This is a genomic window from Roseateles noduli, from assembly GCF_050626985.1.
Lineage (GTDB): Bacteria > Pseudomonadota > Gammaproteobacteria > Burkholderiales > Burkholderiaceae_C > Roseateles > Roseateles noduli_A.
On record NZ_CP192463.1, the window covers coordinates 800,925 to 815,848 of the forward strand.

General features: G+C 69.4%; 10 protein-coding genes. 7 read left to right on the forward strand and 3 right to left on the reverse strand.

Annotation, left to right across the window (positions count from 1 at the left end; genetic code table 11):
• Window positions 1–14: 14 nt before the first annotated feature.
• From ACQ4L4_RS03565 to lptF, 3 genes are all read right to left on the reverse strand, one after another.
• On the reverse strand, window positions 15–440 hold the full coding sequence (locus ACQ4L4_RS03565) for a sirohydrochlorin chelatase (RefSeq protein WP_431102813.1): 426 nt from the start codon (window positions 438–440) through the stop codon (window positions 15–17).
• A gap of 61 nt (window positions 441–501) precedes the next feature.
• Window positions 502–1,665: an LPS export ABC transporter permease LptG gene (lptG, locus tag ACQ4L4_RS03570; RefSeq protein ID WP_377155683.1), complete on the reverse strand. Its 1,164-nt coding sequence runs from the start codon at window positions 1,663–1,665 to the stop codon at window positions 502–504.
• A complete protein-coding gene (gene lptF / locus ACQ4L4_RS03575) occupies window positions 1,662–2,861 on the reverse strand; it encodes an LPS export ABC transporter permease LptF (protein ID WP_431102814.1) in 1,200 nt (399 codons plus the stop codon). Before lptF ends, lptG begins: the two co-directional genes overlap by 4 nt.
• Before the next feature lie 28 nt (window positions 2,862–2,889).
• Here lptF and ACQ4L4_RS03580 point away from each other — a divergent pair, with 28 nt between their 5' ends.
• The 7 genes from ACQ4L4_RS03580 to prsT all read left to right on the forward strand — a co-directional run bounded on the left by ACQ4L4_RS03580 (window position 2,890) and on the right by prsT (window position 14,906).
• Window positions 2,890–4,350, forward strand: coding sequence for a leucyl aminopeptidase (locus ACQ4L4_RS03580; protein ID WP_431102815.1), 1,461 nt, complete (start codon window positions 2,890–2,892; stop codon window positions 4,348–4,350).
• A 55-nt stretch (window positions 4,351–4,405) separates the two neighbouring features.
• On the forward strand, window positions 4,406–4,834 hold the full coding sequence (locus ACQ4L4_RS03585) for a DNA polymerase III subunit chi (RefSeq protein ID WP_431102816.1): 429 nt from the start codon (window positions 4,406–4,408) through the stop codon (window positions 4,832–4,834).
• A 352-nt stretch (window positions 4,835–5,186) separates the two neighbouring features.
• Window positions 5,187–6,329, forward strand: a complete 1,143-nt coding sequence (locus ACQ4L4_RS03590; protein ID WP_377155678.1) for a branched-chain amino acid ABC transporter substrate-binding protein — start codon at window positions 5,187–5,189, stop codon at window positions 6,327–6,329.
• A gap of 567 nt (window positions 6,330–6,896) precedes the next feature.
• Entirely contained in the window at window positions 6,897–8,273 is a 1,377-nt protein-coding gene (locus tag ACQ4L4_RS03595) for a TIGR03013 family XrtA/PEP-CTERM system glycosyltransferase (RefSeq protein ID WP_431102818.1), read from the forward strand.
• Between the two features lie 107 nt (window positions 8,274–8,380).
• On the forward strand, window positions 8,381–10,519 hold the full coding sequence (gene prsK / locus ACQ4L4_RS03600; RefSeq protein WP_431102819.1) for an XrtA/PEP-CTERM system histidine kinase PrsK: 2,139 nt from the start codon (window positions 8,381–8,383) through the stop codon (window positions 10,517–10,519).
• 73 nt (window positions 10,520–10,592) lie between these two features.
• Window positions 10,593–11,960, forward strand: coding sequence for a PEP-CTERM-box response regulator transcription factor (gene prsR / locus ACQ4L4_RS03605; protein ID WP_431102820.1), 1,368 nt, complete (start codon window positions 10,593–10,595; stop codon window positions 11,958–11,960).
• A 45-nt stretch (window positions 11,961–12,005) separates the two neighbouring features.
• The gene (prsT, locus tag ACQ4L4_RS03610; protein ID WP_431102821.1) at window positions 12,006–14,906 is read left to right on the forward strand and encodes an XrtA/PEP-CTERM system TPR-repeat protein PrsT; all 2,901 of its coding nucleotides are present in this window, start codon (window positions 12,006–12,008) and stop codon (window positions 14,904–14,906) included.
• Window positions 14,907–14,924: the final 18 nt, after the last annotated feature.

Here is a 14,924-nt window from a genome sequence, read left to right on the forward strand (position 1 = left end):
GGCTCGTCGGAGCGTCAGGACTGGGCCAGCACGGTCGGCGTGGCGGGGTTGAGCGGGTCGGCGGGGAGCGTGACGGACGAGATCAGGTCCAGCGTCGCGCCCGCCATCGCGCGGATCACCGAGGGCTGTTCGCCGATGGCGTCGTGCAGCACGAACAGCACGCCCGGGTGCTGCGCGCGCAACGACTCCACCAGCGGCGGCACGTCGCGGCGCACATGGCCGCTGGCACCCAGGAACATGGGCACGATCTGGACGCGCGTGGCGCCCACGGCGACCAGCGCGCCGGCGGCGGTGGCCAGGTCCGGCGTCATCAGCTCGAGATAGGCGAGCGCGATCGGCAGGTCCGGGCAGCGCGTCTGCAGTTCCGCGGCGATGGCCTGGAACGGGCCGGCCCAGGCCGGATCGCGGGCCCCGTGGGCGAAGAGCAGCAGGCTGTCCATCAGCGGTTCTCCCTCAGGCGACAGGGCCCGCGTGGGGCCCGGCAGGCGGCGATCCCGCCGCTCATCGATAACGCACCAGCCAGTAGAAGGCGCCCATCGAGATGCCCAGGTACAGCAGGCTCGGCGCCGAGGCCACGAGCCACGGGGTCCAGTCGCGCAGCAGGCCGAGGTGGCCGGTGATCGCGTTCAGCACCACGAAGCTGATGCCCAGCATGATGCCGCCGAAGACCTTCACGCTGATGCCGCCCGAGCGGAAATGCAGGTAGGCGAAGGGCAGCGCCAGCGCCACCATCACCATGCAGGCGAACGGATAGAAGGCCTTGCGCCAGAACTGGATCTCCGGCTGCGCCGACGACTGCTCCTGCGAGGAGAGGTGGCGCGTGTAGCGGTAGAGCTCCAGCGTCGACATGTTCCAGGTCGGCTGCACCGCGGCCGCCACCACGCCCGAGGGGAGCTGGCTCTGCCACTCATACTTCGGCAACAGGATCTCGCGCACGGCCGGGTTCTCGGCCAGCTTGTCCTGCGGCGCCGCCGGGTCCGCGTGCTGCGGCGCGGCCAGGGCCGGCTGGTTCAGCGGCGTCGGCGCGCGCGACCACTGCATCAGCCGCACGTCGTTCATCAGCCAGCGGCCGGTCGGGTCGACGGTCGCATTCTTGGCGGTCATCCGCGTGGCCATCGCGCCCTTGCTGTCGAACTCGAAGACGAGCACGTCCTCCATCGTCCCGTTGGCGCGCGCCCGGCCGACGTGCACCGCGTAGCTGTAGTCGCCGATGCGGTCCTTCAACCAGGCGCCCTGGGCGTTCGTGACGCCGCCGCTGGCGCTGGACTTGAGCAGTTGCGCCTGGCGGTCCGCCCACGGGTTGACGAAGTCGCCCACGACGAAGGCCAGCACCGCGAAGGCCAGCGCCATCACGCTCAGCAGGCCCAGCGCCCGCTGCGGACCCAGGCCGCCGGTGCGCAGGATGGTGAACTCGCTGGACTGCGCCAGCCGCGCCATGCTGAAGATGGTGCCGATCAGCACCGCGATGGGCATCAGCTCGTAGAAGCGGCCCGGCAGCTTCAGCACGCTGGACCAGACCGCCAGCCCGATGCCCAGGCCCAGGCGCTGGAAGCGGTCCAGGTCGTCGATGAAGTCCAGGAAGAAGAACAGCGCCAGGAACCCGGCCATGACCAGGGTGAAGGAGCTGAGGATGTCTCGGTACAGCAGCCGCCGGACGGTTCTCATGTGGGCACTCCCGGCGTGGAGCCGGACATCGACGCCGGCGCGATCACCATGCCGGCCGGGGGCGCGGCGAAGACCGTCTCCGCGTAGGCGGGGTTCTCGGGCGGGGCTGGCAGCACGCCGCTGCGCGGCGCGCCCAGCCGCGCGCCCTGTTCACGCCAGAGCAGCAGCAGCAGCGTCACCAGGAGGGCGCCGCCATGCAGCGCCACCAGCGCCGGGCCCAGCTTCATCTTGTTGCCCACCACCCAGGTCTGGGTCAGGTTGATCAGGTTGAAGTAGACGATGAAGGCCAGCAGCGCGAACAGCAGGTTCCAGTTGCTGGCGCGACGCGGATTCGTCGCCGAGATGCCGATCCCCAGCAGCACCAGGTTGACGCAGCCCAGGATCATGCCGAAGCGCCAGGCCAGTTCCCCGTCGTTCTGGGGCGTGCGGTCGACCAGCAGGTCCAGCGTCGGACGGGTCTTGGGCGGGCGCGTGCCGCCGGCGCGCATCACCTCGTCGTCGACGACGACCTGGTACTGCTGGAAGCGCGCCACCGACTTGTCGCCGTTGCGCTGGTCGACGTCGTTGCGCTGGCCGTGATCCAGCACCAGCACGCGCTGGTTGTCCTTGTACTGCAGCGCGCCGCGCGCCGAGGTCGTCACCGACTCCAGGTGCTCGGTGTTGTTCATGATGAAGACGTTGCGGGCGGCGGATTCATCGGCCGGGTCGCGCTCAATGAAGAACACGCGCGAGCCGTCGTTGGAGGTCTGGAACTGGCCCGGCGCGACGCGCGAAAGATCGCTGCGTTGTTCGAACTGCTCGCGCAGCTGCACGCTGTTCTCGTTGCTCCAGGGCCAGACGATGGTCATCAGCACCGTCACGACGACCAGCACCGGCGAGGCCATCGTCAGCACCGGCCGCACGAAGCGCGTCAGGCCCAGGCCGCTGGCGAACCAGATGGTCATTTCCGATTCCTTGTACATGCGCCCCAGCGACATGACGACGGCGACGAACAGCGACAGGCTCAGCATCACCGGCAACTGGGCGAGGGCCAGATAACCCAGCGACAGCAGCACGTGCTGCGGGGCCACCGTGCCCTTGGCCGCCATGCCGAGCGAGCGCACCAGCAGCATCGTGACGACGATGGTCAGGATGACCACGAAGGCCAATCCGAAACTGCGGGCCAGTTCCTTGCGTACGGTTGAATCGAATAACATCCGGGCACTTTATCTACTTCTCGGCATTATGGACTTCCGCTCTCAGCTCGTTTCCCTCGACGCCCTGTCGTCGCACGGCGCTGACGCCCTCGTGCTGGTCGTCGCGGGCGACAGCCTGCCGGCGTCGCTCGACAAGGCCGTCGCCGCCCTGGTCAAGGATGCCGTCAAGCTCGGCGACTTCGAGCTGAAGGCGGGTCAGGTCTTGTCCCTGGTCCGTCCCGCCGGCCTGAAGGCCCCCAGATTGATCGTCGCCGCCAGCGGCGCCTCGCTCAAGGCCGCCCGCAGCGCGCTGGGCGCCGCGCTGGGCCAGCTCAAGGGCAAGGGCGCGACGGGCGCCTCGGTGGCCTACGCCGGTTTCGGCGCCGAGCTGACCGAGTCCCTGGCCGAGCAGACCGTGCTCGCCGCCCTGGAAGCGACCTATGTCTACCGCGAGACCAAGCCCAGCGCGCCCGCCGCGTCGAAGCTGACGAAGATCGCCCTGCTGCACGGCAAGGACGACGTCAAGGCGGTCAAGGCCGGCCTGACCCGCGGCCAGGCCATCGGCGCCGGCATCGCCGTCGCGCGCGAATGCGCCAACCTGCCGCCCAACGTCGCCACGCCGGCCTACCTGGCCGACCAGACCAAGGCCCTGGCCAAGAGCCACGGCATCAAGGTCGAGGTCCTGGACCAGAAGGGCATCGAGAAGCTGGGCATGGGCTCCTTCCTGTCCGTGGCCAAGGGCTCGGACGTGCCGCCGCGTTTCATCGTCGCGAAGTACGAAGGCGCCGCCAAGACGCAGGCGCCGGTGGTGCTGGTCGGCAAGGGCATCACCTTCGACTCGGGTGGCATCTCGCTGAAGCCGGGCGCCGGCATGGACGAGATGAAGTTCGACATGGGCGGCGCCGCCTCCGTGCTGGGCACGCTGCGCGCCGTGGTCGAGCTCAAGCCGAAGATCAACCTGGTCGTGCTGATCGCCGCCTGCGAGAACATGCCCAGCGGCCGCGCGGTCAAGCCGGGCGACGTGGTGACCTCGATGTCGGGCCAGACCATCGAGATCCTGAACACCGACGCCGAAGGCCGCCTGATCCTGTGCGACGCGCTGACCTATGCCGAGCGCTTCAAGCCCGCGGCCGTCGTCGACGTCGCGACGCTGACCGGCGCCTGCGTGATCGCGCTGGGCGGTGTGCGTTCGGGCATGTACGCGAGCGACGATGAACTGGCCGCCGCGCTGAGCGCCGCCGGCGAGACGGCGCTGGACCCGTGCTGGCGCCTGCCGCTGGACGACGACTACGCCGACGGCCTGAAGACCAACTTCGCCGACGTCGCCAACGTCGCCGGTCGCGAGGGCGGTTCCATCACCGCCGCGAAGTTCCTGCAGCGTTTCGCGTCCAAGTACCGCTGGGGCCACCTGGACATCGCCGGCACCGCCTGGAAGGGCGGCGGCGCCAAGGGCGCGACCGGCCGTCCGGTCGGCCTGCTGACGCACTTCGTGCTGTCGCAGGTCCGCTGAACGCCGCCGGCGTTCTTCGGAACTTCCGCAAGCTGACGAGGGAAGGGCGGGTCCGGTGACGGAAGTCAACTTCTATACCGGCGTGCCCGACCGCCAGGTCTACGCCTGCCGCCTGCTGCGCAAGACGCAGGCGGCGGGACTGACCGTCGGCATCTGGGGCCCGATGCGTTTGCTGGAGCGGCTGGACCAGACGCTCTGGACCTTCGAGCCCGGCGAATTCCTCCCCCACCTGCTGCTGCGCGCCGACACCCCGGCGGCGCTGCGGGCGCGCACCCCGATCCTGCTCTCGGACCAGCTCGATGCGCTGGCCGGGTGCCAGGTCTTGCTCAATTTCGAGCCCGGCGTACCGCCCGGCCTCGAGCGTTTCGAGCGCGTGCTGGAGCTGGTCTCCACCGACGCCGAGCAGGTCGCCGCGGGACGCGGACGATTCAAGGCCTACAAGGCGCTCGGCCTGACGCTGAATCACCACGTGATGTCGGCCTGAGCCGACTGATTCTTGTCATTTCGTCGCCAGGCGAAGCCCGCGCCGGGCTGGTGCCAGGCCGGTGACGCGTTGCGCCGTCGTGGTGCCGCGAAGCCCATGGGCAGGGCGCGAATCCCCCTGATGCGCGATCGACTGGGCGGAAATCCGCACTTCGCGTGCGGCCTGTGTGCACGCCGTCGCACTCCTGCGAAAACCATCCGGGTTTGCCCCGGTGACAGGGGCGCGACAACGTCTGCGCCGTGACCGCGTTCACAGCATTTTCACTATGGAAACGCTTCCGTCTTTCGGGGTATGGTCGCTCGCGTTGAGAACTCAACGTCATTCCACATATTCCCGAGTCGGAGGTTCCTAGATGCAATCCAAGCTGAATGTGATCGTGGGCGCAATCGCCATTGCCGCAAGCGGCGCCGCCCTGGCGCAGGATGCGGTGGTCAAGATCGGCCACGTGGGTCCCACCAGCGGCGCCATCGCGCACCTGGGCAAGGACAACGAACTGGGCGCCAAGATGGCCATCGACGAGCTGAACGCCAAGGGCGTGACGATCGGCGGCAAGAAGGTCAAGTTCGAGCTGCTGGCCGAAGACGACGCCGGCGATCCGAAGCAGGGCACCGCCGCCGCCCAGAAGCTGGTCGACTCGAAGGTCAACGGCGTCATCGGCCATCTGAACTCCGGCACGACGATCCCCGCGTCCAAGATCTACAGCGACGCCGGCATCCCGCAGATCTCGCCGTCGGCGACCAACCCCAAGTACACCCGCAACGGCTACAAGACGGCGTTCCGCGTCGTGGCCGACGACGTGCACCTGGGCGGCACGCTGGGCAAGTACGCGGTGACCTCGCTGAAGGGCAAGTCCATCGCCGTCATCGACGACCGCACGGCCTACGGCCAGGGCGTCGCCGATGAATTCGAGAAGGGCGTCAAGGCCGCCGGCGGCAAGGTCGTCGGTCGTGAATTCACCAACGACAAGGCCACGGACTTCACCGCCATCCTGACCTCGCTGAAGGGCAAGAAGCCCGACGTCGTCTTCTTCGGCGGCATGGACGCCGTCGCCGGCCCGATGCTGCGCCAGATGAAGCAGCTGGGCATCGAAGCCAAGTTCATGGGCGGCGACGGCATCTGCACGGCCGAACTGCCCAAGCTGTCCGCCGGCACGCTGGCCGACAGCCAGGTCGTCTGCGCGGAAGCGGGCGGCGTGGAAGGCGAGTCGAAGAAGTCGCTGGACGCCTTCAAGACCAAGTTCAAGGACAAGTACAAGGTCGAGGTCCAGATCTACGCCCCGTACGTCTATGACGCGGTCAACGTGATGGTCGACGCGATGGTCAAGGCCAAGTCCGCCGATCCGAAGGTCTACCTGCCGGTGCTGGCCAAGACAGCCGACTACAAGGGCGTGACCGGCACGATCGCGTTCGACGCCAAGGGCGACATCAAGAACGGCGCGCTGACCCTGTACACGTACAAGGGCGGCAACCGCGAGCAGATCGCCGTCGTGCGCTGATCGTCGGCGCGAGGCCGGGGCCCTCGGGAGAGGGGCCGGCCGTCATGCGACGGTCACGCGACGGTCACGCGACGAGCATGCGACGAGCATGCGCCGTCGACACGACGCCCACTTCGGTGGGCGTTTTTTTTCGCCCGTCGTTTCCCGGGTCGCCCCTTCACGCTTCCGCTCTGACAAGCCGACGTCGGGGCGACACGGGCCTGTCCCTTGATCGAGGGGTCACCCCCCTCACTCACGTGCATTCCCACACGAGAGCCCCTCAAAGCATTCAGTCAGGGGGTTTGCACCTAACAGGGCCTACAGACAATGGCCCCGGTCAACGCGCCAAGGGGTCGATTCGGGGATTCCGCGGCGGTCGGCGAGACGGGTTCAACCGAGCCGGATTGCAAGGCGATCGCCCCTGCAAACAGGGGGCTTTCAAGCCTGGGGGTGGGAGGCATGATGCCCCCCGCAGCGAATGGGGACTCCTCTGGCGGAGGACGTGTTCGCGACGAGCGGTCCTGAGAGGTTCACCCGGGTCGGCGACAGCATCCCGAGAGGATGCCGTGACCAGCTTTGGGGACGGGCATGATTCGAATTTTTAACCATTACCTCCATCGTCGAACCCTGGTCCAGGTGCTTTTCGACCTGGGCCTGATCGTGGCGGCGGTGTTCGCGGTCGCATTGAGCCAAGGCAGCAGCGAGCACATGGTGAGCTTCGCCGCGTCCTACGGGCTCTCGCTGGCCGGCGGCATGTTCGTCATCAACTCCGCGTCCGGCCTCTACTCCCAATCCCACAAGCGCTCGCTGACGCAGTCCTGCGCCCGCGCGCTCTTCGCGCTGCTGATCGGCCTGCCGCTGGCCTACGGCCTGTTCAGCCTGATCCCCGCCACCGTCTCCCACCGCGACCTGCTGACCACGACCGCCATGCTGGCCGTCGCGCTGGTCATGGTGCACCGCGTGTACGCCGCGCACTCCGGTGCGCAGGGCGCGGGCCGGACCAAGATCCTGATCTTCGGCAGCGGCCACGCCGCGCTGGCCGTCAGCGAGAGCCTGCGCGCCGCCGATCCGCATGCGCACATCGTCGGCTTCCTGCCCGGCCCGAACGAGGTCGACCCGCAGGTGCCCGCGCACGAACTGCTGGCCGCCGAAAGCCTGACCGACGCGGCGATGCGCCTGGGCGTGGACGAGATCGTCGTGGCGCTGTCCGAGCGCCGCGGCGGCAGCATGCCGCTGCGCCAGCTGCTGGACTGCAAGCTCTACGGCATCCGCGTCGTGGACCTGGCCACCTACTTCGAGAAGACGCTGGCGCAGATCAAGATCAGCCACGTCCACGCCGGCTGGCTGATCTTCGGCGACGGCTTCAACCAGGGCGTGCTGCGCAGCGCCGTCAAGCGCGCCTTCGACCTCGTGTCCTCGCTGGTGCTGCTGGTCGCGACCGCGCCGATCATGGCCGTCACCGCGCTGCTCATCAAGCTGGAATCGCCCGGCGGGATCTTCTACACGCAGGAACGCGTCGGCCTGAACGGCGCGACCTTCAAGGTGATCAAGTTCCGCAGCATGCGCAACGACGCCGAGAAGGACGGCCGTCCCCAGTGGGCGACCAAGAACGACGCCCGCGTCACGCGCGTCGGCAATTTCATCCGCAAGGTCCGCATCGACGAGCTGCCGCAGCTGATCAACGTGCTGCGCGGCGAGATGAGCATGGTGGGCCCGCGCCCCGAGCGCCCGTTCTTCGTCGACGAGCTGGTCGCGCAGATCCCGTACTACGCGGTGCGCCACAGCGTGAAGCCGGGCGTGACCGGCTGGGCGCAGGTCCGCTATGAATACGGCTCGACCATCGAGGACTCGCTGGAGAAGCTCCAGTACGACCTGTACTACGTCAAGAACCACACGCTGTTCCTCGACCTGTTGATCATGCTCGAGACGGTGGCGGTGGTCCTGACGGGCCGGGGGGCGCGCTGAGCGCGACGGCGGGGCGTTGCGCTCCCGGCGTCCCGTTCCCGCGCCCGATTTTGCGCCGGTGTCCGCGGCCGTTCCTGATCGCGGCCCGCGCGTCGGGACATTGATCCATGTGGGCCAACACCCTGAGCCTCGGCGCCGCGTCGGGGATCGTCGCGGTATTCGCGCATCTGGCCCTGGCGGTCGTGGTGTTGCCCCAGTTCGGCCAGCACCGGCGCCGCGCGCTGCGGCTGCAGGCCGCATTGCTGCTGACGGCCCTGTGGGCCGGCCTTGACGCCGCGGTCGAGCAGGGCTGGCTCGGCGGCCACCAGTGGCCCGCGCTGGTGCTCCTGCCCATCTGCGACGCGCTGCGCTACGGCGCGTGGTTCTCCTTCATCCTGGCGCTGATCGAATCGCGCGACGACGACGGCCGCTCGCGCAGCGCCGGCGTCGCGCGGCCGCTGCAATGGCTGGCGTGGGCCGGCGTGGTCACCGCGGTCGCGTTGCCGTTGTGGCGCTACTGGGGCGACGCGCCGCTGGTCGCGATGCAGCGTCCGATGACGATGGCCTGGCTGGGCCTGGGCGTGTTCGGGCTGGTGCTGATCGAGCAGATGCTGCGCAACATCGACAGCGACGCGCGCTGGAACGCCAAGCCGGTCAGCCTGGGCCTGGGCGCGGTGTTCGCGTTCGACGTGTTCGTGTTCTCGCAGGCCTCGCTGTTCGCGCAGTTCGACGGCGACGCCCTCAGCGTGCGCGCCGCCGTGCACAGCCTGGCCGTGCCCTTGCTGTGGCTGGCCAGCCGCCGGCACAAGAAGTGGCTGGACAAGCTGCATGTCTCGCGCACCGCGGCCTTCCACTCCGCGACGCTGCTGATCGTCGGCGTGTACCTGCTGGGCGTGTCCGGCATCGGCTACTACGTGCGCTACACCGGCGGCGAGTGGGGCCGCGCCCTGCAGCAGGTGCTGCTCGTGGTGGGCGTGCTGGTGCTGCTGACGATGGGGCTGTCGGGCTCGCTGCGCGCCAAGCTGCGCGTCACCATCAGCAAGCATTTCTTCAGCTATCGCTACGACTACCGGCAGGAATGGCTGCGCTTCACCGCGATGCTGTCGGCCAGCGCGTCGCCGGCGGAGCTGGGCGAATCGGTGATCCACGGGCTGGCCCATCTGGTGGAGAGCCCGGCCGGCGCGCTGTGGTTGCGTCGCGCGCCCGTGGCGGCGCCGGCCGCGGAGTACCAGCAGGCCGCGCGCTGGAACCTCAACGACGACCGCCAGCCGCTGACCGCCGACGAACCGCTGCTGCGACTGCTGCAGGAGCGCGCGTGGATCGTCGACCTCGACGAATGGCGCCGCGACCCGGCCGCCTACGAACATGCGCCGCTGCCCGAGGCGATCGCCGGCGATGCCCGCCATTGGCTGCTGATTCCGCTGCTCAACGCGGGCGCGCTGACGGGCTGGGTGATCCTGGGCCAGCCGCGCACCCGGCTGGAGCTGAACTGGGAGGTGCGCGACCTGCTGCGCACCGCCGCCCAGCAGGCCGCCAGCTACCTCGCGCAGATGCAGGCGGCGGAAGCGCTGCTGGAGGCGCGCAAGTTCGAGGCCTTCAACCGCATGTCGGCCTTCGTGGTGCACGACCTCAAGAACATCGTCACGCAGCTGTCCTTGATGATGAAGAACGCCAAGCGGCTGCGCGACAACCCGGAGTTCCAGCAGGACATGCTGGACACGGTGGAGAACTCGCTGGAGAAGATGCGGCAGCTGATGCTGCAGCTGCGCGAGGGCGACAAGCCGCATCACGGCAGCGCCGGCGGCGTCGCGCTGACGACGATCGCGCGGCGGCTGGCCGCGGCGGCCGTCAGCAAGGGCCGTGCGCTGGACCTGGAGCTGCGCGACGAGGTCAGCGCGCGCGGTCATGAGGAACGCATCGAGCGCGTGCTCGGCCACGTGGTGCAGAACGCGTTGGACGCGACGCCGATCGACGGCCGCGTGACGCTGCGATTGCAGCGCGTGGGCAGCCACGCGCAGGTGGAAGTGGAAGATACTGGCTGCGGCATGACGCAGGAGTTCATCGATCAACGGCTGTTCAAGCCGTTCCAGACGACGAAGGCGGCGGGCATGGGCATCGGCGCCTACGAGAGCTACCAGTACCTGCAGGAACTTGGAGGGAAGATCAACGTGGAAAGCGCGCCCGGACGAGGCACCAAGGTCACCATCTTGCTGCCGCTGTTTTTCGCCCAGTCGGGCAGCGATGCCGGCCTGGTGGAGGCGCGATGAGTGCCGACGCACGGCCGCCCGAAGGCGGCACGCTCGCCTCCCCGGAACGTCCCGCGAAGCGGGGGGAGTCCACATGAGCGCTCAACCTCCCGCATTGCTGATCGTCGAGGACGACCTCGCGCTGCAGAAGCAGCTGAAGTGGTCGATGGACCGCTTCGAGTCCGTCACCGCCGATGACGTCGCCAGCGCGGTGCTGCAGTTCCGCCGGCACAAGCCGCCGGTCGTCACGATGGACCTCGGGCTGCCGCCCGACCAGGACTCGACCTCCGAGGGCTTCAAGCTGCTCGAGAAGCTGATCGAGCTCGAACCCGGCACCAAGGTCATCGTGCTCACCGGCCAGAACGACCAGAGCAACGCGCTGCGCGCGATCCGCATGGGCGCCTACGACTTCCTGGCCAAGCCGGTCGATCCGGACGTGCTGGTGCTGACCGTCGAGCGCGCGATGCGCCTGCACGAGCTGCAGCAGGAGAACCAGCGGCTGCTCACCCAGCAGGACGGTGAACCCACCGGCAAGCTGCTCACGCGCGACGCGCAGATGCAGCGCATCTGCCGCACCGTCGAACGCGTGTCCGGCAGCGACGCCACCGTGCTGCTGCTCGGCGAGAGCGGCACCGGCAAGGAAGTGCTGGCGCAGTCGCTGCACGACGCGTCCAAGCGCAAGGGCCGCTTCGTCGCGATCAACTGCGCGGCGATCCCCGAGGCGCTGCTCGAGAGCGAGCTCTTCGGCTACGAGCGCGGCGCCTTCACCGGCGCGACCAAGACCACGGTCGGCAAGATCGAGACCGCGCACGGCGGCACCCTGATGCTCGACGAGATCGGCGACCTGCCGATGTCGCTGCAGGCCAAGCTGCTGCGCTTCCTGCAGGAACGCAGCATCGAACGTCTGGGCGGGCGCCAGGAGATCGCGGTCGACGTGCGCATCGTCGGCGCGACGCACCAGGACCTGAAGGCCAAGATCGAGCAGGGCCTGTTCCGCGAAGACCTCTTCTACCGCCTGGCGGAGATCGTCGTCGACATCCCGCCGCTGCGCGATCGCGCCGGCGACGCGGTGCTGCTGAGCCATGCCTTCCTGCGCCGCTTCTCGTCGGAGCAGCGCCGCCCCATCCTGCGCCTGGCCGACGACGCGATCCGCGCGGTCGAGGCCCACCGCTGGCCCGGCAACGTGCGGGAACTGCAGAACGTCATGAAGCGCGCGTCGATCATGGCCGACGGCGACCGCATCACCGCCGACGACCTCAACCTGCCGGTGCCCGCCGGCGGCGAAGTGCCGGCGGACGCGGCCGACCTCGACCTGCGCACGGTGCGCGAGCGCGCCGAGCGCCAGGCCGTCGTGGCCGCGCTGTCCCGCACCGACGGCAACATCGCCAAGGCCGCCGACCTGCTGGGGGTCAGCCGGCCGACGCTGTACGACCTGATGGCCCGCCTCGGCGTCAAGGCCTGAGCATCGATCCCTCGACAGACCACCCGACAGCGAAAGAGACGACGCATGTCCCGCAAGCCTGAGAACACCAAGATGACCGGACCCTTGCCCGCACCCCGCACGGCTGACCGCGGCGTGGCGGACGCCGGCCTTTCCCGCGACGGCCGCCGCGCGTTGCGGCGCGGCGCGACCGCGCTGGCGCTGGGCTCGGCGCTGCTGCTGGCCGGTTGCTTCGGCGAGTCCGCACAGGACCTGGTGAAGTCCGCCAAGGGCCACCTGGAGAAGCGGGACAACAAGGCCGCGATCATCCAGCTCAAGAACGCGCTGCAGAAGGACGAGTCGCTGGCCGAGGCGCGTTACCTGCTCGCCAAGGCGCTGCTGGACAGCGGCGATGTCGCCGGCGCGGCGATCGAGGCCGGGAAGGCCAAGACGCAGGGCTTCGGCGGTGACGCGCTGGTCGCGCTGCAGGCGCGGCTGCTGCTGATGCAGGGCAAGGTGGACGAGCTGCTCGGCCAGTACGGCAACGCCCATCTGCAGACCGCCGCCGACGAGGCCGATCTGCAGATGACGCTGGTCGGCGCCTATGTCGCGAAGCAGAAGCTGGCCGAGGCGCGCAAGGCCGCGGACGCGGCGCTGCGCGCGACGCCCGACAGCGCGGCGGTGCGCCTGGTCAACGTGCGTCTGCTGACCAGCGAGGGCAAGCTGCCCGAGGCCCGCGCCGAGGTCGAGCGCGTGCTGGAGAAGTCGCCGCAGTCGGCCGAGGCCTGGCAGCTCAAGGGCGAGCTGCAGGTGCTGGCCGAGGCGCCCTCGGCGGAACCGGTCGCGAGCTTCCGCAAGGCGCTGGAGCTCGACAAGAAGCTCGTCGGCGCGCATGCCGGGCTGATCAACCAGCTGATGCGCGCCGGTGACAAGGCCGCGGCCAAGGACGCCGTCGCCGCGATGAAGGCGGCCGCGCCGCAGCACCCCCAGACCTACTACTACGCCGCCGTGTTCGCGATGGACGCGGGCCAGGTCAAGGAGGCGACCGACCTCACGCAGGCCTTGCTGAAGGTGGCGCCGAACAACGAGCGCGCGCTCTTCCTGGCCGGTCGGGTGGCGCAGGCCAACGGCGACCTGCGACAGGCCGAGTCGCAGTACGGCAAGGTCATCCAGGCCGCGCCCGAGGCGCAGCCGGCACGCGTCGCCCTGGCGCAGCTGCAGCTGCGCGGCGGCGATGCCGAGCAGGCGATGACCACGCTGCAACCGGCGCTCGATGCGAAGGTCGCCTCGTCGGAGGCGCTCGCGCTGGCCGCCGAGATCCGGCTCAAGCAAGGGCAGGGCGGAGAGGCCGAGCGCTTCCTCGCGCGCGCCGCCGAGGCCAACCCCAACGACGTGCGCAGCCGCGTCGGGCTGGCGCTCAACCAGATCCAGAAGGGCCAGGAGGCAGCCGGGCTGGCCGCGTTGCGCCAGTTGGCGGCCGAGGACAAGGGCACCGTGGCCGACATCGCGCTGATCAGCGTGCTGGCGCGCAAGAAGGACGATGCGGGCGCCTCGCAGGCGATCGCGGCGCTGGAGAAGAAGGATCCCAAGTCCGCGACGCCCGCCGAGCTGCGCGGCCGCCTGGCGCTGCTGCGCGGTGACCGCGCGGGCGCGCGGGCGAGCTTCGAGGAAGCGGTCAAGCGCGACCCGGGCTCGATGACCGCGGCCAACAGCCTGGCCGCGCAGGACCTGCAGGACCGCAAGGCCGAGGACGCCGTCAAGCGCTATGAAACGGTGCTCAAGGCCGAGCCGAAGAACCTGCGCGCGGAGATGGCCATCCTGGGTCTGAAGCTGACCCACAAGCTGATCGACAGGGACGCGGCCGTCAAACGCCTGACGGAACTCTCCAAGCAGCATCCGGACGACGCGACGCCGCGCCAGGCGGCGGTCGGCCTGCTGATGGAGAAGAAGGACTTCAAGTCGGCGCTGTCGCTGGCCCAGGAAGGCGTGACGGCAAGCCCGGACAACCCGGCGCTGGTCGACCTGCTGGGCCAGGTGCAGGCCGCCACGGGCGACCGCCAGCAGGCGATCAGCAGCTTCAACAAGGTCGCGACCTTGCAGCCCCGCTCGCCGCTGGGTCCGCTGCGGCTGGCGGATCTGCATGCGCAGGCGGGCGACAAGGCGGCTGCGGCCGCGGCGCTCAAGCGTGCCCAGGCCATCGCGCCCGGCGACGGGGAACTGGCCCGCAAGGTGGTCGAGAAGAGCCTGCTCCTGGGGCTGCCCGACCTGGCGCTGACGGCGGCCAAGGGCCTGCAGACGGCGCAACCGAAGTTCGGCCTGGGCTGGAAGCTCGAGGGCGACATCGCCCGCGCGCGCAAGGATGCGCCGGCCGCGATCGCGGCCTACCGCAAGGCGGATCAGCTGGCCGCGCAGGCCGGCGCGACGGCGCCCAACACCGAGCTCGCGATCGCGCTGCACGGCGTGCTGATCGAGTCCGGCAGGAAGGACGAGGCGGACCGCTGGGCCGCCGCGTATCTGGCGAAGTTCAAGTCGGACGAGATGTTCACGTATCACCTCGGCGACGTGGCGCTCAACGCCGGCCGCTATCCTGAGGCCGAGCAGCGGTACCAGGCGGTGCTGGCCGCCAATCCGGACAACGCGGCGGCGGCCAACAACGTCGCCTGGCTGCGGCTGCGGGCCGGCAAGGCGGATGAGGGCTTGAAATTTGCCCAGCAAGCGAACAAGCTCCGTCCCAACGTGCCGCCGTACATGGACACGCTGGCCGAGGCGCTGGCCGCCAAGGGGCAGAACGCCAAGGCCATCGAAGTGCAGAAGGACGCCGTGAAACAGGCGCCGACCATCGCCGCGTACCGGCTGCGCCTCGCGCAGCTCTACGTGGCGGGGGGCAACAAGGGCGAGGCCGAGGCGGAACTCAAGCGCCTGGCGGACCTGGGACCGAATTTCGAGCAACAAGCCGAGGTGCGCAAGCTGCAGGCCGCGATCCGTTGAGGCGTCCGATCCTGAGGT